We start from the raw sequence: 17,145 nt of genomic DNA, 5'->3' as shown, positions 1-17,145 counted from the left end.
CAGATTCAGAATATTGAGTGAGAAATAACTTTTCATTCAGACAAAAAAAAACGCGGCTTTTGGCCGCGTTTTTTTGAGCTTTGACGACAAATTTACTTAATCGTTGATTGTTTTCTACGCAAACCAACCAAACCAAGTAATGCTGGAGCAAACAGCCATAACGCCGCAGGTACTGGCACTGCAGAAATAGGGGCTGTATTAAACAGGGCAATATGAGAAATGCCTTGTTGAATAAACGTTTTAAAGTAAAGTTCAGAAATGGCTTCGCTGAACAGAGCTACTAGGGTTGTATTTCCAGACTTGATCATAATGCCTTCAAAAGTCAGACCCAGTGACGTTGTATTCACATAACCCGTCGAGAAGACATCAGATGTGAAAAAGTCTGTATTTTCTGTTGCCACAGGGTATGAACCCGTGCTGTAAAAATCCAGTACATCGTAACCGACCAGTTCAGCATACTTACCAGAAGCGGCAGCAGCATCAAAAGTGGTATTGAGCTGATCTTGTTTCACAGCGTTCGTTGTCGCTTTGGGATCTAGCTGATAAGCATAATCAGGGCCGGTACCAGCTGAGAAGCTTCCATCTGTACTCACGTATTGATAAGCCCCGGCGAAATGCTGGATGGTGCTTTCTTTTTTATTCTTGGTTGCATATATCACTTCATCGCTTAAATGTGCAGCCGATGCTGAACTAGAGATGAACAGTGATAAGACCACACTGGCAAAAATCTTTAATGTTTTCATTGTCCTATCCTAGTGTGAGGAAGTTGTTAATCGCGGGCTCATTGATCTCGAAGAGATATGTAACTCCAATGCAATTTCAACTCTGTTTTTCATTCTTAGGTGTAATTATATGCCTAGATGCAGTTATTTGTATTGTACTTTAGTACTATTGCCTGTAATTAAGTTGTTCACAATATTATTCTGGAATTCTAATTGAAAGTGAACTATTCCATTAAACAAAATGATTTAGCCAAATTAACCACAGAATTATATCTAACTCGCATTCATCAGGATTGATACTGCATGGTGAAACGGAGGGCTTTTTGTCATAATTACCCAACTATTCCTTACAGCGTTCGAAATATGATGGGTAATCTTTTTATAGTGGCTGCACCGTCGGGTGCAGGCAAAACGAGTTTAGTGAATGCACTTATCTCACAACATGCGGAAATTAAACTATCCGTTTCACACACGACTCGTCCGCCTAGAGAGGGCGAAGTCAATGGTAAAGATTACCATTTTGTCGATCAGCAAACGTTTTCAGCGATGCGAAATGCCGGGAAATTTCTGGAATCAGCAACGGTGTTTGATAATAGCTACGGCACCTCATCTGATACAGTTAAGTCGTTATTAGCTGACGGCTTTGATGTCATCTTGGAAATTGACTGGCAAGGAGCGCAACAGGTCAGAAACAATTTCCCGCAGGCAATAGGCATTTTTATTCTGCCGCCATCAAAAGCAACGCTGGAACAACGCTTACGCAATCGAGGTCAGGATAATGAGGATGTCATTGCTAGGCGTATGCGGGATGCAGAGAATGAAATTTCGCACTATGTTGAATTTGACTACATAATCGTTAACGATGATTTTGAGCAGGCATTAACGAGTTTGTCATCAATCATCGTGGCACAGCGTCATTCCTTAGCTATTCAGAAAAATAGTCAAGCAGACTTAATCACTGAATTACTGGCTCAACGCTAAGATATTTCGTAAAATTGATTCTTTAAATTTTAACTGGGAAAAACCATGGCTCGTACTACTGTTGAAGATTGTTTAGAAAATGTTGATAACCGTTTCCAATTAGTCCTGGTTGCCTCAAAACGCGCACGCGAAATTGCCATGGGTGATGACGCTATGGTTAGCCTGGATAATGATAAACCTACCGTTTTAGCGTTACGTGAGATTGCTGCAGGTTTGGTTGGACGTGAAATCTTAGAAAAAACCAGTGCTCGTGAACATTCATCAGAAAGCATCGTTAGCGACGAAGAATTACAAACGGAAGAATAAACTACCGTGAGTGCCAAGCCATCCGTTGCCTCTGAACTGGACTATATCCAAGAGTCAGAACCCAAACTGACAATCGATGACTTGTGCTATGCGACGGCTAACTATCTCGAATCCGGTCAAGTTGATTCGATTCGACGGGCTTATCATTTTGCGGACCACGCACATGAGGGTCAGACTCGTCGAAGTGGTGAACGTTATATCACCCATCCACTAGCCGTCGCCCATGTTCTGGCCATGATGCATATGGATTATGAATGCATCATGGCCGGATTGCTTCATGATGTGATTGAAGACACCGCACTAACAAAAGCTGACCTGGCCGCCGAGTTTGGCGAAGAAGTGGGGGAGTTGGTTGAAGGTGTCACCAAATTAGCCAAAGCGGCTTTTGAAACCCAAAAGCATGCTCAAGCTGAAAACTTAAGAAAAATGCTACTGGCAATGTCACGTGATATTCGTGTCATCATCGTCAAGCTGGCCGACCGTCTCCACAATATGCGTACGCTGGGGCATTTGCGCCCTGAAAAACGCCGTCGTATCGCCAACGAAACGCTGGATATCTATGCACCGATAGCCCAACGTCTGGGTATGAATTTAATGCGTTGTGAACTCGAAGATCTAGGGTTCCACGTTCTGTATCCGATTCGTTATCGCGTACTTCAAGATGCTGTTCGGAAATCACGCGGTAACCGCAAAGAAATTGTCACGCAGATCACGGCATCTATCTTGAATCGGATGGAGCAGGAAGGCTTGAGTGCCGACATTCAGGGGCGTGAAAAAAACCTGTACAGCCTGTACAAAAAAATGGTCAGTAAACAACTGTCATTCTCTGAAGTGATGGATGTCTATGCTTTCCGTATTATCGTGGATGATGTTGACGCTTGTTACCGGATGCTGGGTGTGGTGCATAACTTGTACAAACCGGTACAAGGTAAATTCAAAGATTATATTGCGATTCCTAAAGCCAATGGTTACCAGTCCTTACATACCGTGTTGTTTGGTCCATATGGTGTACCGATTGAAGTGCAGATTCGGTCTCGTGATATGGACCATATGGCAGAAGCAGGTGTGGCTGCTCACTGGTTATACAAAACCGGTGAATCTGTCGGTAATAACCTAGCTCATCGTAAGGCGCGCCAGTGGCTGCAAGGGATTCTGGAAATGCAGAAAGGATCCGGCGACTCTATGGAGTTTCTGGAAAATCTGCGTATTGATCTATTCCCGGATGAAATTTACGTGTCTACGCCTAAGGGTGAGATTCTCACCTTACCAAGAGGTGCGACAGCGGTGGACTTTGCCTATGCCGTTCACAGTGATGTTGGTAACAATTGTGTCGCTGCCCGAGTTGGTCGTCATCTGGTGCCTTTGAGCAGTCAGCTGGAAACAGGTGAATCTGTGGAAATCATTACCTCACCGGCTTCACATCCAAATCCTGCTTGGCTCAACTTTGTTGTGACGGCCAAAGCACGAACCAATATTCGAAATTATTTACGACACTTGCAGACGGAAGAAGCCGTGCTGCTTGGTCGTCGCTTGTTAAATAAACATTTGACCGCGTTTTCCACCAATCTGGATGAGATCCCGGTTGAACGCTTTAATGAGCTCATCAATGAGTTTGAACTGAAACAGTTTGATGACTTGTTAGAGGATATTGGTTTAGGTAACCATTCTGCCTTGTTAATCGCACAGAAACTGGTGCATGAATCGACTCCGGATACAGAAGCACAAGCGCTGATGATCGCGGGCACAGAAGGCATGGTGGTCAGCTTTGCTCGTTGTTGCCATCCTATTCCTGGCGATCCTATTCATGGATATGTCAGTAGCGGTCGTGGCATTATCATCCATCAACGTGGCTGTAAAAATACCTCTAATCTCCGTGTGCAAAATGAGAAATGGCTCGACGTTGCCTGGTCGCCGGATGTATCGCGTGACTTCCCGGTCGACATCATGATTCATGTGAAAAACCAACGCGGTGTCCTTGCTACTATTGCGGCGGTGGTTTCTGAATCTGATTCGAATATTGATAATGTTGTCGTCGATGAACGCGATGGTGGTTATTCTGATTTACGTCTGACCATCGAAGTAGCTAACCGACAGCATTTAGCCCGTGTTATTCGCCGTTTACGTCGCCTCGACATGGTAGAAAGAATTACTCGTATTAATTAAAACCAGACTTTGATGGAGAAATGAATGTCTCGCGAAATTATTCATACAGCGGATGCCCCTGAAGCGATTGGCCCATACTCACAAGCTGTGAAAGTAGGTGACATCGTCTATCTTTCAGGCCAAATTCCGTTGGTGCCTGAAACCATGACGGTTATCGAAGGTGATTTCAATACACAAGTAAGACGTGTGTTTGACAACTTATCTGCGGTTGCGAAAGCGTCAGGTGGTAGCTTGCAGGACGTCGTGAAGTTAAATATTTATCTGACCGATTTAAGTTATTTCGGTGCGGTAAATGACATCATGACAGAATATTTTGAACAGCCTTATCCTGCTCGTGCAGCGATTGGTGTGGCTTCTTTACCTAAAGATGTGCCTGTGGAAATGGATGCAATTTTGCATCTGAATGCGTAATTATTAAATTTTAGGAGTTTAAGGTTGTGGTGGCGGATAATGGATTATCACAACCAGTCACTTCTTTAAAAGGCGTAGGCGGCAAAGTTGCCGAGCGCCTTCTCAAAATTGGGGTACAGCAGATCCAGGATCTGCTGTTCCACCTTCCTCTCAGATATCAGGACCGAACTCGGTTGATGCCTCTTGGGGCACTCAAATTACAACAAGAAGTGTTGGTGGAAGGCACTATCCAGATTTCACAAGTGAAGTTCGGTCGTCGTCGTTCACTGCTATGCCATATCTCAGATGGCACCGGATCTCTGATCCTGCGTTTCTTTCATTTTTCCAAAGCCCAGCAATTACAGTTAGAAAAAGGCCGAAAAATTCGCTGCTTTGGTGAAGTTCGTAACGGTCCTTCCAGTTTTGAAATGGTCCATCCTGAGTATCAGTTAATTGATTCGACCAACATTGTGCCAGTCGATTCAGAACTGACACCGGTTTATCCGACGACAGAAGGACTGCACCAGCTTTCTCTACGAAAGCTCATTAAACAAGCATTGAGCTTTCTGGAAAATGGATTAATGCCAGAACTGGTTATACCTGAAGCACGCTGTCATGATGTGGCTGAGTTCTCATTGACCGAGGCCTTAAAGTTTGTGCATCAACCGCCACCAGACGCGCCGGTTCAGCAACTGATTGACAGACAACACCCTGCGCAAAAAAGACTGGCTTATGAAGAATTACTGGCACAACAGCTGACGATGAAAAAATTGCGTCAGCAGACACAGCATCATCGTGCGCCTGAACTCAAGCCAGACCGCACTCAACGCGAAGCTTTATTGCGTCAGTTGCCATTCCCGTTAACGGCGGCCCAACAACGTGTGTTGACTGAAATAGAAGCGGATATGACAAAACCGTTTCCGATGCAGCGTCTGGTTCAGGGGGATGTCGGTTCGGGTAAAACCGTTGTGGCGGCACTGGCGGCCATTGATGCTGTGAGTGCAGGTTCACAAGCCGTGATGATGGCGCCAACAGAATTGCTGGCAGAGCAACATTTCAAAACCTTCACACAATGGCTGACACCGTTGGGAATGACAGTTGGCTGGTGTGCCGGTAAGCAGACTGCAGCTGAACGGCGACAGGTTCTGGAGCAGCTCAAATCGGGCGAAATAAAAGTAGCCGTTGGCACTCATGCCTTGTTTCAGGATGAAGTCATATTTAATCATCTGGGACTGGTAATCATTGATGAGCAACATCGTTTTGGTGTGCATCAGCGTCTGGCCTTGCGCGATAAAGGTCGTGATGTGGATACCATGCCACACCAGTTAGTGATGACGGCAACACCGATTCCACGTACGTTGGCGATGACAGCATATGCTGATTTAAGTGTGTCTGTGATTGATGAGTTACCACCAGGCAGAACCCCGGTGACGACGGTTGTGGTCTCGGATAGTCGGCGTCAGGATGTGATTGAACGCGTTCATGCCGCCTGTCAGCAGCAGCGTCAGGTGTATTGGGTCTGTACTTTAATAGAAGAGTCTGAACATCTGCAGTGTCAGGCAGCAGAAGATACGGCAACCACTCTGCAGGATTGCTTACCAGATTTGAAAATCGGTCTGGTCCATGGCCGCATGAAATCAGCACAAAAAGAGCAGGTGATGGCGGCATTCAAATCTGCAGAACTCGATATGCTGGTGGCAACCACCGTTATTGAAGTGGGGGTAGACGTACCGAATGCCAGCTTAATGGTCATTGAAAATGCTGAACGGCTTGGGCTCGCTCAGCTTCATCAGCTACGTGGTCGAGTAGGACGAGGTCAGGTCGAGAGTCATTGTGTTTTGATGTACCATGCGCCACTGTCTGAAAATGGTCAGGCCAGATTGAAGTGTTTGCGTGAGAGTAATGACGGTTTTGTGATCGCGCAGCGTGATCTGGAAATTCGAGGGCCGGGTGAAGTGTTGGGCACGCGGCAGACAGGTCTGCCACAATTCAGGGTTGCCAACTTGCTCGAGGATCAGGAGCTGTTAGCGGTGATGGAACAGGCGGCAAATACGATGTTGAAGTTAGCACCAGAAAAAGCAGAAGCGCTGGTGACCCGTTGGTTTGCTCACAAACTTGATTTCGGTCATGTTTAATTTGTTGGATTTTAAATGAAGCATTGGACACACTGGCTGCCAGCCCGAAAACAATCATTACCTTATGATTTACGTGAGTGGTTGACAGATACGGGGTCACTTACCAAGCGACTGCAACATGTCAGTGAGCACGCGGTGAATGTCGAATTATTACACTACGACTGGCAGACCGCTTTGCCTGAAGAAAGTCTGTTTTTACAGCAACCTTTGCAACGTATTCAGTTGGGTCGTGAGGTATTGTTGTGTGATGGTGAGACGCCTGAAATCTATGCCAGAACAATTATTCCTCAATCCACCTATCAAGTCTTACCGTCTCGGTTCGATAACCTAGGTATAAAGCCATTGGGCCAAATATTATTTGATGAACCCTCCCTAAGCCGGAGTGATATTCAGGTGGCGCAACTCACACCGCAACATTGGTTGTATCAATTGGCTACAGAAACTTTGGATATTTGTCCTGATGTTTTATGGGCAAGACGATCATGTTTTTATTTGAAAGGTCAGCCCGTACTGGTGTGTGAAATATTTCTGCCTTCAGAAAAATGGAGTCATGTGTGAGAGAGGTTCAACGACGTGTTATGCCTTATATTCAGTTGATGCGACTGGATAGACCCATTGGCATATTGCTTTTGTTATGGCCAACGTTATCCGCTTTGTGGATTGCTGCAGAAGGCCTACCTGATATCACGGTGCTGGTGGTTTTTATCTTGGGCGTCATTTTAATGCGCTCTGCTGGCTGTGCGATCAATGATTTTGCCGACAGGGAAATTGATGGCAGTGTCTGGCGAACTCAGAACCGCCCTTTAGCAACAGGTGAGCTGACTGCCCGGCAAGCCATCTATGTTTTTATTGGTATGGCGTTGGTGGCGTTTATATTAGTATCGTTGCTGAACACGTTGACCATTTGGTTATCGTTGGGTGGTGTTTTCCTTGCCGCGACATACCCTTTCATGAAGCGTTATACCTATTTCCCTCAGATTTATTTAGGCATGGCATTCGGTTGGGCCATCCCAATGGCTTTTGCCGCACAGACTAATTCTGTGCCGGTGATGGCTTGGTTACTTTTCTTAGCCAATATTATCTGGACAACCATGTATGACACCTTTTACGCGATGGCAGACAGAGAGGATGATTTGCTGGCCGGGGTGAAATCCACAGCGGTATTATTTGGCGATGATGATCTGATTATCCAAGGCATGATGCAGGTGGCTTATATTTTTGTCATGGTGTTGATTGGTGTGCAGTTAGAGATGAGTTTTATCTTTTACTTAGGGCTGTGTGTTGCTGGGGGCTTATTTGCCTATCAACAATTTTTGGCAAAAGATCGACAGCCGCAGCGCTGTTTACAGGCTTTTTTAAATAATAACTGGGTTGGCTTAGCTATCTTTCTAAGTCTGGTCATTCATTACAGTATTTTGTCGGTGGGCAAATGAACGCAATAGCAGAAATCTCTTCTTCGAGTTTGCAGCAGCAAATCGATGCTTTGGCTGAGGCAATGGATGATCTCAACCCTATGTTAAAGAAAATGCGTTTACTCGCTTCCAATGCGGTCAGCGCAGCAGCAAGGGCAGGTTCTGAAGGTGATGCTTTTCGTGTACTAACTCAAGGTATTCAGGAGTTAGGGCTGGAAATCAAACATGAAATCGATCATTGCAAAGAGCTATTGCAGACACTTGCAGACACCGAGTCTGGTGTAGAAAAGAAAAGAGTATTATTTCAGATTAAAACCACATTAGAAGAGTTACCTGCGGCCGTCGCTAAAGGTGATTATCTGGCGATTTATTGTTCTGTAGAAGCCGCACATGCCGAAACGCATGCGACCCGGTTTAACTCGGTTGCCCAAATGTTGAAATCATTAATATCTGATCTCAGAGGAGAGATTTCAAAGCAGAAAACGCTTATAGACAATATGCTGGAACAAGCATAATTATTACTTACTATCGTTATTCATGGAGGAAAAACGATGCGATGGATCATGGTGTTTATCACCCTCATCATATCCGTGGTCTGTCATGCCACAACGGTTTACCAATCACAGAATGAGCAGGGACAGACGCTTTATTCTGACCAGCCATCTGCCAATGCGACTTTACTCTCGCTCAAATCCAGCCCATACCGTTATAGAGTTAAGCTCAAACGGGTGATTGATGGAGACACCATTGAGTTACAGTCTGGTCAGATTATTCGTTTACTGGGTATCAATACCCCTGAGATCCAGAGCCGTTACCATGACGCTGAAGCGGGTGGTGAACAGGCAAAACAATGGCTAATCAATACCCTAAGTCATGCCGATTTTTTCATTGAGTATGACCAGCAGCAACGCGATAAATATGATCGTGCTTTAGCCCATTGTTTTCTGCCTGATGGACAATATTTGAATGCCATGTTGATTGAAGAGGGGCTAGCGTCGCTGACACTGATTCCTCCTAATTTGCGATACAGCGATAAACTTATTGAAGCTCAAAGCAGGGCCGAACAAGCCAAAAAAGGGATATGGTCAATGTCTGACTATCAGGTAAAGCACGTGTCTGATTTAAAAACAGGCGTCAGCTATCGTGGTTGGCAACGTATCAGATTGAAACTTAAGGACATCAAGCAAGGTAAAAACAGGATATTCCTGCAGGCAAATAAACAGTTCAAACTCGCGATTAAAAAGAAAGACAGCGTTTATTTTGAGGACTGGAAACATTACCTGAATCGAACGGTTGAAGTGCGTGGCTGGGTGCATCGGCAGGGTAAACAGTTTTATATGAATGTCAGACACCCTTCAGCGATAATAACCCCATAAAATTTAACGTTTTGGCCAGTATTTTTGCATTTCCAGAAATACAAAAGAAGCCGACCAGGTAATCATGACTAAGCCAGTCAGTGATTCCAGTCCGGTTAAAAAACGGATATATCCTGTGGGTTCGATATCACCAAAACCCAGTGTGGTGTAGGTCGTGAAAGAAAAGTAACTACAGTCCAGCAGGCTGGAGTCAATATTGCCCATCAAATTGCCAAAGCCATCTGCATGCAACATCAGGTAATAGCCGATAGCAAACAGCCAAATTTCCACAATATGCGCCACCATGACCACCATCACCGCCAGTAAAACCCGGTAACGATGAATAATATGCAGTGAAGGAAGACGTTTCGCTAACTGGTAGAGGGTTTCGTAGTGGATCAAAATGGTGGTGACAAAAATAACTGTATTAATAGCAAAGGTGGTGAGTAACATTTAACGTGCCTGTTTGACTTGGTTTCGGCCCGATAACTTAGCGGCATAAACGGCTTGGTCAGCCGCCGCAACCAGCGATTTGGTGTCATGTATGTGGCTATGTTGAGCCAGCGTTGCGGTACCGATAGAAAGGGTGGCATGAATCATTTTGCCGGAAGGAATGGTGAAGTCTGTTTTTTCTACTCGATGACGAATTTGTTCGGCAATTAAGCCTGCATCTTCCGCGCTAGTGTCAGCGAGCAAAATAACAAATTCTTCTCCACCATAGCGAGCGAGCACATCGCTATTACGCAAACGATCATTTAACAGTTGTGATACTTGCTTGAGAACAGCGTCTCCCGCTTGGTGACCATAGTGATCATTGATGCGTTTAAAAAAATCCAGATCAATAAACAGGCAGGATAGTGGGCTATTGATACGCTTGGCCCGACTGACTTCTTCACTGACACGTTGATCAAAAAAACGGCGGTTGTTAATGCCGGTTAATGGGTCACGTAAACCGACTAATTTAATGTGTTCATGTAAACGTGCGTTTTCCAGACAAGCTGACATCACTGCTGCCAAGTGTTCCAGAAACTGCGTGCCAATATTGCTTTCAAAGCGATTCGGATTACGGCTGCCCAAATTAAGACTACCGATTAATACGTTATGTCTGATTAACGGCAGTAAGGCAATTGAGCCAAGTTCGGCTTGGTCTGGAAATAAGAAAGCATGTTGATGTGGTGAATAACGGATAAGGCGAGTTTTACGTAGCGGGCTGAAATACTGATTTAACAAATGGGCCGATTCAGTAAATATCAGTTTATCGAGCCACGAGGATTTGACGGGCTGCGCTTCAACCAAGCGCTGAAATTCATATTCAGGATCGTGTAACAGCAATGTGACATCAGTCAGCTGAAAACGCTCTTTATGCTCTTCAAGCACAATCCCCAGTAGTTCGTGAAGATTGTTACTAGCAAGCAATGCCAGTTCATATTCCTGGAAATTGGTTTGTTTTCGCTCATTGCTTTTAGCGATGCGAAGTAGTTCGTCCAAACGTGCTTGTAAGGTGGCGATATCTTGCATCCAAACGCCTTATGAGCCTAAGTGTGATTTAGTGAATATTAATAATGGCTTATTGCACGTGCAATTGTCCATACTTCTATGATTTTTACACCTGATCGCTTTAATTCACGTGCTGCTTCATGTGTTGTCGCACCGGACGTCATGACATCGTCAATAATGGCCACATGTTCAGGCAGGAACTCTGACGAATACTGAAAAGCGTGTCGCATGTTTTTATGTCGCTGTTTCGCATTGAGTTGGGTCTGGTTGGCGGTTTTTTTGATACGCTTCAGTAACTCTGGTTGGCAGGAAATATTCAATAATGCAGCCAGTTTTTCCGCAAATAATAAAGACTGGTTATACCCACGTTGACGAAGACGACTGGGGTGAAGAGGTATGGGAATCAATACTTCCGGAAGTGAATTCAGTGAATGCTGTTTTATAAATTCTCGTGCACAGAGATCAGCAATCTGAACTTGCCGATGATACTTCAGGGCAGACATCATTCTGGGAACGGCTTGCTCGTAACGATACAGGCTGAGACTGATGTCTTGTATCGGCGGCTTTTTCAGACATTGTCCGCAAATATGTCCAGATGCCAATGGTATGGCGCAACGAAGACAATGTTGTTTAATAAGCGGTAATTCATTGATGCAACCCTGACAAAGGGCATGTTCTTCTGTCGGCAGTCCACAGAGTAAACACGGAATTGGAAATACTTTCCTGTATAATTGTCGGAATTGTTGTGTCAGTGAGAGCAGATTTGCCATGACATGACCTAATTTAATCCTTTAAATCAGTAAAGAGTCATCATGCCTGAGAATGTAGCAGAAACCCAAGCAACAATCCGCAACGACTGGAGCCAGCAAGAGGTTGAAGCCTTATTTGCTATGCCCTTTAACGACCTGATGTTTAAAGCACAAACCGTTCATCGTGCTAACTTTGATGCCAATGCGGTGCAGATTAGTACCTTATTAAGTATTAAAACCGGTGGTTGTGCCGAGGACTGTGGTTATTGCCCGCAAAGTGCACACCATGAATCAGCCGTCAAAGCAGAACCTTTGATGCCGCTTGATGAAGTCATGAAATCAGCCAATGAAGCGAAAGAGGCTGGTGCTAATCGTTTTTGTATGGGCGCAGCCTGGCGTAGCCTGAAAGACCGTGATCTGGAACGCGTTGCAGAAATGGTTGAAGGCGTGAAGAGCTTAGGTTTGGAAACTTGCGTCACACTGGGTATGCTTGAAGAGCATCAAGCCAAGCGTTTAAAAGATGCTGGTCTGGATTACTACAATCACAACTTGGATACATCACCTGAATTTTACGGTGAAATTATTACTACCCGCACCTATGAAGATCGTCTGAATACCTTAAGTCATGTTCGTGATGCCGGTATTAATGTATGTAGCGGCGGTATTGTGGGCATGGGCGAAGGTCGCAATGACCGTGCTGGTTTATTAATCAGCCTGGCAAATCTGCCAACACAACCACAAAGCGTGCCGATCAATTTATTAGTACAAGTTGAAGGTACACCATTAGATGGTGTGGACAACCTGGATCCAATCGAGTTTGTTCGTACCATTGCTGTTGCCCGTATCATGATGCCGAAATCATTTGTGCGTTTATCAGCAGGTCGTGAGCATATGACCGATGAGTTACAAGCCATGTGTTTCCTGGCTGGTGCTAACTCGATTTTCTATGGTGAAAAACTGTTAACCACTGACAACCCTGATACCAACCATGATCAGCAATTGTTTAAACGTTTAGGTATCACACCTTGGGTTGGTGAAGAAAAAACAGAAGAACGCAGCTGTTCTTCAGCAGCCTAACGTCTCCAGTTTCGAGTGGCCAAACTCCCTTGGCATAATGAACTGACCGCCGCTTTAGCTGAACGCAAAGCGGCTGGGCGTTATCGACAAAATCGTCTTAGAGTCGGTGAGCAAGGTGTGCATATTCATCTTGGTGATAAAACTATTTTGTCATTTTGCAGCAATGATTATCTTGGTCTTGCTGCCCATCCTGATATTAAACAAGCGTTCAAAGAAGCAGTTGATAAGGAAGGTGTCGGTAGTGGCGCCGCCCATTTGTTGACCGGTCATAGTTATTACCATCAGGCATTAGAAGAAAAACTGGCGGATTTTACGGGTCAACAACGCGTATTACTATTTTCCACTGGTTATATGGCCAATCTTGGCGTGATTGATGGACTGCTTACTCGTGGCGATGCCGTGATTCAGGACAAATGGAATCATGCTTCTCTACTGGACGGTGGCCGTCTGACTGATGCCGACCAGTTACGTTACCCACACGCTGATATGGGGCTATTACATAAACGCTTACATAATGCCGCTACAGCAAAACATCGGCTGATAGTGAGTGATGGTGTATTCAGTATGGATGGAGATATCGCCTCCTTACCTGAAATTATGGCCTTATCTGAACAACATCATGCAGCCGTTCTGATTGATGATGCTCATGGTTTTGGTGTGATTGGTGAAGGTGGTCGCGGCACGGTTTCTCACTTCCAAATCACACCTAATAAGGCGCCGATTGTGGTGGGGACCTTAGGTAAAGCGATTGGTACTGGCGGTGCTTTTGTCGCTGCTGATGAGCTGGTCATCGAAACCTTAATTCAGCAAGCACGTAGCTATGTGTATACCACGGCACAGCCGCCGGCGATTGCCGCGGCAACACTAGCCAGTCTGGAGCTGGTGGAAACTGAACAGTGGCGACGTGACAAACTTCAGCAATTAATTCAGCAATTCAGACAAGGTGCTGAACAACTCGGTCTGGAGCTGATGTCTTCAGAAACCCCAATACAACCCGTCATAATCGGTGAAGATAAAAAGGCGCTGGAAATCGGGGCGAAATTAGAAGAGCAAGGCATTCTGGTCGGTGTTATTCGTCCACCGACAGTGCCAAAAAATACCGCCAGATTGAGAATTACCTTCTCTGCTGCCCATACAGAACAGGATGTAGACAGACTGCTTGTTGCTTTGGAGCAGGCGTATGCACATTAACAGCATAGGTCATGGACCAGACTTAGTATTGGTTCACGGCTGGAGTATGCATAGCGGTGTCTGGTCGCCCTTGCTTGAATTATTTTCCGAGCACTTTTGCTGTCATCTGGTCGATTTACCCGGACATGGTCAAAGTGACTGGCACGAAGGTGATTTTGAATTAAGCACTTTATTAGCCAAGCTAGCAGAAGCTTTACCAGAAAAGGCCATTTGGCTGGGTTGGTCATTAGGCGGACAAGTGTCATTAGCCATGGCTAAACATTATCCTGATAAAGTAAAAAAACTGATTTTGCTGGCAAGTAATCCACGCTTTGTGCAAACAGATGATTGGCCTTGTGCGATGCCACAAGAAGTTTTTGAAACCTTTTCAGCCAGCTTAGCTGATGATCAACAACAGACCTTGCAGCGGTTTATTATGCTGCAAGCAAAAGGTGCGAATCAGCCCCGGCAAGTGATTAAACAATTAAGTGAGCAACTGGCTCAACAGCATGAACCAAAACCAGAGGCATTACAGGCAGGCTTAAAGTGTCTGGCTGAGTGGGATTTACGAGATGCGCTTGCCACTGTAAATTGCCCCACACAAATGATTTTGGCAGAGAATGATCATCTTATTCCAGTTTCATTAGTGGAAGATGTACAGAAGTTGCAGCCAAAACTGCGCATTGATGTGATGCCGGGATTAGGCCACGCGCCTTTTATTTCACAGCCTCAGCAATGCCAATTAGTGATAGAACAATTTATCCATGAGTGAATATCGTCCCGATAAGAAAAGAGTGGCACAGTCCTTTTCTGCCGCCGCCGAGCATTACGATGATGTGGCTGTGTTACAAAGACAAACAGCCGATGAATTATTAGAACGCCTGTCATATATCACTATTGAACCTCAGACGATAGTAGATTTAGGGGCGGGGACCGGACGTAACTTAGCGTTATTGCAAAAGCGCTATCCTCATGCACAGTTAGTGGCTGTCGATATTGCACCGCAAATGTTAAAGCAAGCCGAAAAGCGTTATCGGCATGATCAAGGTATTAAACGCTGGTTACCGAAACAGAAACGTTTACAGGTGTTGGCGGGTGATGCCGAAGCTATCCCGTTAGCAGATAACAGCGTCGACCTTATTTATGCCAACCTGGCATTACAGTGGTGTGATCCTAAACGTTGTTTCAGTGAAATCTTTCGGGTGCTAAAACCACAAGGACTATTGATGTTTACCAGCTTGGGGCCAGATACCCTGACGGAGCTACGTCAGGCTTGGGCTGAAGTCGATACCTATCCACATGTGAATTTATTTTACGATATGCATGATGTCGGCGATGCCATGACAGCTAGCGGCTTAGCTGATTGTGTACTCGATATGGAACCTTACACATTAAGCTACAACGATGCGATGAGCGTGATGCGCGATCTAAAAATTCTTGGCGCACGTAATGTGAATGAAGGTCGCCGTCGAGGCCTGACAGGAAAGCAACTGATGCAAAAAGTGGTTTCAGCCTATGAAACATTTCGCCAAGCTGAGGGTTTACCTGCCAGCTATGAAGTCATTTTTGGCCATGCGTGGAAATTAGCTCAATCAGGCCAATGCCGAACGGATGACGACAGTGTTTATATTCCGATCAGTGAGATCAAACGATTATGACCAGCACACATTTTTTTATAACAGGTACAGATACTGAAGTAGGGAAGACCTTCATCAGTGTGGGCTTGGTATCTCTACTGCAACAACAAGGCTATAAAACAGTTGGCATGAAGCCGATTGCCAGCGGTTGTGAATGGTTAGATGGGCAGTGGAAAAATGAGGATGCACTCGCATTAATCAAACAAAGCCAGACAGATTTAGCTTATTCACTGATCAATCCTTATGCCTTTGAACCCGCTATTGCCCCGCATATTGCGGCGGAGCGAGAAGGAGTAACACTCTCTCTTGCTAAGATTAAACAAAGCTATGAATTGATCGCTGAACAGGCAGAGGCAGTCATTGTGGAGGGGGCGGGAGGCTGGTATGTACCACTAAACGCAGAAAGGACCATGGCCGATCTTGCTGTTGAACTTCAATTGCCAGTGATCTTGGTGGTGGCAATTAAACTCGGTTGTATTAATCATGCCTTATTGACCGTGGCAGCTATTGAACAACAAGGTCTCAAACTGGCTGGCTGGGTGGCGAATCATGTGGCTGAACAATCAGAATCAACTGAAATGATAGAGACCTTAACAAGCCGAATTGATGCCCCCTGCTTGGGCGTGGTCCCTCATCTTAACAACCATCAGTCGGCAGCCAGTTTCCTGCGACTACCTGAATAAAATCATTAAACTACTTTATAAAATCCCCTTCCCAAAATAAGTGATTTCAGGCACTATTTTTCACTGTTAGTTCAAAAATATGGCCTCATAATTCAAAATCAGTAAATCAATATTCATTAATAATCAAAATGTTATGTTTTTTTAAAATGAATTATAAGGCCACCTGTTTAATATTTATTATGAGACCAGTGGCCTTATAAAAGGCACTGTTAGACAAAGGAGCAGAGATGACGGAAGTGATCGCAGACTGGTTCGACACCGAGCGGATAATTCGTGCTGCTGAAACCGAGGATGAAATTGGCACGGTTCTTCGCATGCACCTTGCGATCGACCAGCTACTTGAATTCTATCTCTCCCGTCAGATAACACCAGACCTTAAGCCATATGTAAAAATGCCGCCTAACACTGGGCAGAAACTGGCATTTGCAGCAGCGTTTGGAATGCCTATTCCCTTTGTCAGAGCAATGCATGAAGTCAATGGAATCCGAAACAAGTTGGCGCATAAAGTCAAATCGCTCACGGACGACATAGTTGCCCAGCTTGCTCGACAGGTTGACAGCATAAAAGAAATTGATGAATCTTTTACACCGCTTGCTAAACGATATATAGAACTACCAATCGCGCGGCCCGGTGAAAGAATTACCTTCGGATCTGGCGACGTTAGGTTGGATTTTCTGATTTCGACGTTTGCACTCATGGTGGCAGCGTCAAAATGGTTCGCTACAGAGCTTGACGCACCCAATGCCTAAAAAAGACTGTTAAATGTATCAAAGAGGTGACTTTGTGGGCTATCAGGACACGCTCAATATTAAAGATAAAGACTTGCAAATCAATAGGGTCAGAGTCTGAGCTATCCCCACAAATAATT

Annotated in this window: 19 protein-coding genes; 15 read left to right on the top strand and 4 right to left on the bottom strand. The window is 45.1% G+C overall.

Features of this window, described 5'->3' with window-relative positions; genetic code table 11:
* Positions 1-92 precede the first annotated feature (92 nt).
* The gene (locus tag B3V56_RS07375; protein WP_289282919.1) at positions 93-743 is read right to left on the bottom strand and encodes a VPLPA-CTERM sorting domain-containing protein; all 651 of its coding nucleotides are present in this window, start codon (positions 741-743) and stop codon (positions 93-95) included.
* A gap of 342 nt (positions 744-1,085) precedes the next feature.
* Between B3V56_RS07375 and gmk the strand changes: the two genes are divergently transcribed.
* From gmk to B3V56_RS07330, 9 genes are all read left to right on the top strand, one after another.
* Positions 1,086-1,703, top strand: coding sequence for a guanylate kinase (gmk, locus tag B3V56_RS07370; RefSeq protein WP_289282920.1), 618 nt, complete (start codon positions 1,086-1,088; stop codon positions 1,701-1,703).
* Positions 1,704-1,748: 45 nt separating this feature from the next.
* Positions 1,749-2,009 carry a DNA-directed RNA polymerase subunit omega gene (rpoZ, locus tag B3V56_RS07365; protein ID WP_289282921.1) on the top strand — a complete coding sequence of 87 codons (261 nt, stop codon included), beginning with the start codon at positions 1,749-1,751 and terminating at the stop codon, positions 2,007-2,009.
* 66 nt (positions 2,010-2,075) lie between these two features.
* Positions 2,076-4,172 (top strand): bifunctional (p)ppGpp synthetase/guanosine-3',5'-bis(diphosphate) 3'-pyrophosphohydrolase, encoded by a 2,097-nt coding sequence (locus tag B3V56_RS07360; RefSeq protein ID WP_339608413.1) that lies wholly within the window; start codon positions 2,076-2,078, stop codon positions 4,170-4,172.
* Between the two features lie 24 nt (positions 4,173-4,196).
* Entirely contained in the window at positions 4,197-4,583 is a 387-nt protein-coding gene (locus tag B3V56_RS07355) for a RidA family protein (protein ID WP_286303861.1), read from the top strand.
* A gap of 26 nt (positions 4,584-4,609) precedes the next feature.
* Complete coding sequence (gene recG, locus B3V56_RS07350) at positions 4,610-6,697, top strand: ATP-dependent DNA helicase RecG (protein WP_289284126.1); 2,088 nt, start codon at positions 4,610-4,612, stop codon at positions 6,695-6,697.
* A gap of 15 nt (positions 6,698-6,712) precedes the next feature.
* On the top strand, positions 6,713-7,255 hold the full coding sequence (locus B3V56_RS07345; RefSeq protein WP_289282923.1) for a chorismate--pyruvate lyase family protein: 543 nt from the start codon (positions 6,713-6,715) through the stop codon (positions 7,253-7,255).
* Positions 7,252-8,130, top strand: a complete 879-nt coding sequence (gene ubiA / locus B3V56_RS07340; protein ID WP_286303864.1) for a 4-hydroxybenzoate octaprenyltransferase — start codon at positions 7,252-7,254, stop codon at positions 8,128-8,130. The genes B3V56_RS07345 and ubiA overlap by 4 nt, the downstream gene beginning before the upstream one ends.
* Complete coding sequence (locus B3V56_RS07335; RefSeq protein ID WP_289282924.1) at positions 8,127-8,624, top strand: hypothetical protein; 498 nt, start codon at positions 8,127-8,129, stop codon at positions 8,622-8,624. The genes ubiA and B3V56_RS07335 overlap by 4 nt, the downstream gene beginning before the upstream one ends.
* 36 nt (positions 8,625-8,660) lie before the next feature.
* Positions 8,661-9,485 (top strand): thermonuclease family protein, encoded by an 825-nt coding sequence (locus B3V56_RS07330; protein WP_289282925.1) that lies wholly within the window; start codon positions 8,661-8,663, stop codon positions 9,483-9,485.
* 3 nt (positions 9,486-9,488) lie between these two features.
* Here B3V56_RS07330 and B3V56_RS07325 read toward each other — a convergent pair whose 3' ends face one another.
* Genes B3V56_RS07325 through B3V56_RS07315 form a run of 3 tightly spaced genes read right to left on the bottom strand, consistent with a single transcriptional unit; the run spans position 9,489 to position 11,731 of the window.
* On the bottom strand, positions 9,489-9,917 hold the full coding sequence (locus B3V56_RS07325) for a potassium channel family protein (protein WP_289284125.1): 429 nt from the start codon (positions 9,915-9,917) through the stop codon (positions 9,489-9,491).
* A complete protein-coding gene (locus tag B3V56_RS07320; protein ID WP_289282926.1) occupies positions 9,918-10,982 on the bottom strand; it encodes a GGDEF domain-containing protein in 1,065 nt (354 codons plus the stop codon). It abuts the gene before it with no gap.
* A gap of 38 nt (positions 10,983-11,020) precedes the next feature.
* Positions 11,021-11,731 carry a ComF family protein gene (locus tag B3V56_RS07315; protein ID WP_289282927.1) on the bottom strand — a complete coding sequence of 237 codons (711 nt, stop codon included), beginning with the start codon at positions 11,729-11,731 and terminating at the stop codon, positions 11,021-11,023.
* Positions 11,732-11,773: 42 nt separating this feature from the next.
* Between B3V56_RS07315 and bioB the strand changes: the two genes are divergently transcribed.
* The 6 genes from bioB (at position 11,774) to B3V56_RS07285 (ending at position 17,026) form a co-directional block, all read left to right on the top strand.
* On the top strand, positions 11,774-12,787 hold the full coding sequence (gene bioB, locus B3V56_RS07310) for a biotin synthase BioB (RefSeq protein ID WP_289243132.1): 1,014 nt from the start codon (positions 11,774-11,776) through the stop codon (positions 12,785-12,787).
* Positions 12,788-12,802: 15 nt separating this feature from the next.
* The gene (gene bioF / locus B3V56_RS07305; protein ID WP_289284124.1) at positions 12,803-13,978 is read left to right on the top strand and encodes an 8-amino-7-oxononanoate synthase; all 1,176 of its coding nucleotides are present in this window, start codon (positions 12,803-12,805) and stop codon (positions 13,976-13,978) included.
* Positions 13,968-14,729, top strand: a complete 762-nt coding sequence (gene bioH, locus B3V56_RS07300) for a pimeloyl-ACP methyl ester esterase BioH (RefSeq protein WP_289282930.1) — start codon at positions 13,968-13,970, stop codon at positions 14,727-14,729. Before bioF ends, bioH begins: the two co-directional genes overlap by 11 nt.
* A complete protein-coding gene (gene bioC / locus B3V56_RS07295) occupies positions 14,722-15,615 on the top strand; it encodes a malonyl-ACP O-methyltransferase BioC (protein WP_289284123.1) in 894 nt (297 codons plus the stop codon). Before bioH ends, bioC begins: the two co-directional genes overlap by 8 nt.
* Positions 15,612-16,277 (top strand): dethiobiotin synthase, encoded by a 666-nt coding sequence (gene bioD, locus B3V56_RS07290; RefSeq protein ID WP_289284122.1) that lies wholly within the window; start codon positions 15,612-15,614, stop codon positions 16,275-16,277. Before bioC ends, bioD begins: the two co-directional genes overlap by 4 nt.
* Before the next feature lie 227 nt (positions 16,278-16,504).
* A complete protein-coding gene (locus B3V56_RS07285) occupies positions 16,505-17,026 on the top strand; it encodes a hypothetical protein (RefSeq protein WP_289282932.1) in 522 nt (173 codons plus the stop codon).
* The last annotated feature ends 119 nt before the right edge of the window (positions 17,027-17,145 follow it).

This window comes from Methylophaga sp. UBA2513 (assembly GCF_002341285.1).
Taxonomy (GTDB): domain Bacteria; phylum Pseudomonadota; class Gammaproteobacteria; order Nitrosococcales; family Methylophagaceae; genus Methylophaga; species Methylophaga marina.
This window is presented reverse-complemented; position numbering and strand designations above follow the sequence as displayed.

What these genes read in the sequence shown, in the direction of transcription:
- gmk (WP_289282920.1), top strand. Translation starts at nt 1,086, where the DNA reads ATGATGGGTAATCTTTTTATAGTGGCTGCACCGTCGGGTGCAGGCAAA.
- B3V56_RS07355 (WP_286303861.1), top strand. Translation starts at nt 4,197, where the DNA reads ATGTCTCGCGAAATTATTCATACAGCGGATGCCCCTGAAGCGATTGGC.
- bioC (WP_289284123.1), top strand. Translation starts at nt 14,722, where the DNA reads ATGAGTGAATATCGTCCCGATAAGAAAAGAGTGGCACAGTCCTTTTCT.
- bioB (WP_289243132.1), top strand. Translation starts at nt 11,774, where the DNA reads ATGCCTGAGAATGTAGCAGAAACCCAAGCAACAATCCGCAACGACTGG.
- B3V56_RS07320 (WP_289282926.1), bottom strand. Translation starts at nt 10,982, where the DNA reads ATGCAAGATATCGCCACCTTACAAGCACGTTTGGACGAACTACTTCGC.
- bioH (WP_289282930.1), top strand. Translation starts at nt 13,968, where the DNA reads ATGCACATTAACAGCATAGGTCATGGACCAGACTTAGTATTGGTTCAC.
- B3V56_RS07335 (WP_289282924.1), top strand. Translation starts at nt 8,127, where the DNA reads ATGAACGCAATAGCAGAAATCTCTTCTTCGAGTTTGCAGCAGCAAATC.
- B3V56_RS07315 (WP_289282927.1), bottom strand. Translation starts at nt 11,731, where the DNA reads ATGGCAAATCTGCTCTCACTGACACAACAATTCCGACAATTATACAGG.
- bioD (WP_289284122.1), top strand. Translation starts at nt 15,612, where the DNA reads ATGACCAGCACACATTTTTTTATAACAGGTACAGATACTGAAGTAGGG.
- B3V56_RS07375 (WP_289282919.1), bottom strand. Translation starts at nt 743, where the DNA reads ATGAAAACATTAAAGATTTTTGCCAGTGTGGTCTTATCACTGTTCATC.
- B3V56_RS07325 (WP_289284125.1), bottom strand. Translation starts at nt 9,917, where the DNA reads ATGTTACTCACCACCTTTGCTATTAATACAGTTATTTTTGTCACCACC.
- B3V56_RS07345 (WP_289282923.1), top strand. Translation starts at nt 6,713, where the DNA reads ATGAAGCATTGGACACACTGGCTGCCAGCCCGAAAACAATCATTACCT.
- B3V56_RS07330 (WP_289282925.1), top strand. Translation starts at nt 8,661, where the DNA reads ATGCGATGGATCATGGTGTTTATCACCCTCATCATATCCGTGGTCTGT.
- B3V56_RS07285 (WP_289282932.1), top strand. Translation starts at nt 16,505, where the DNA reads ATGACGGAAGTGATCGCAGACTGGTTCGACACCGAGCGGATAATTCGT.
- rpoZ (WP_289282921.1), top strand. Translation starts at nt 1,749, where the DNA reads ATGGCTCGTACTACTGTTGAAGATTGTTTAGAAAATGTTGATAACCGT.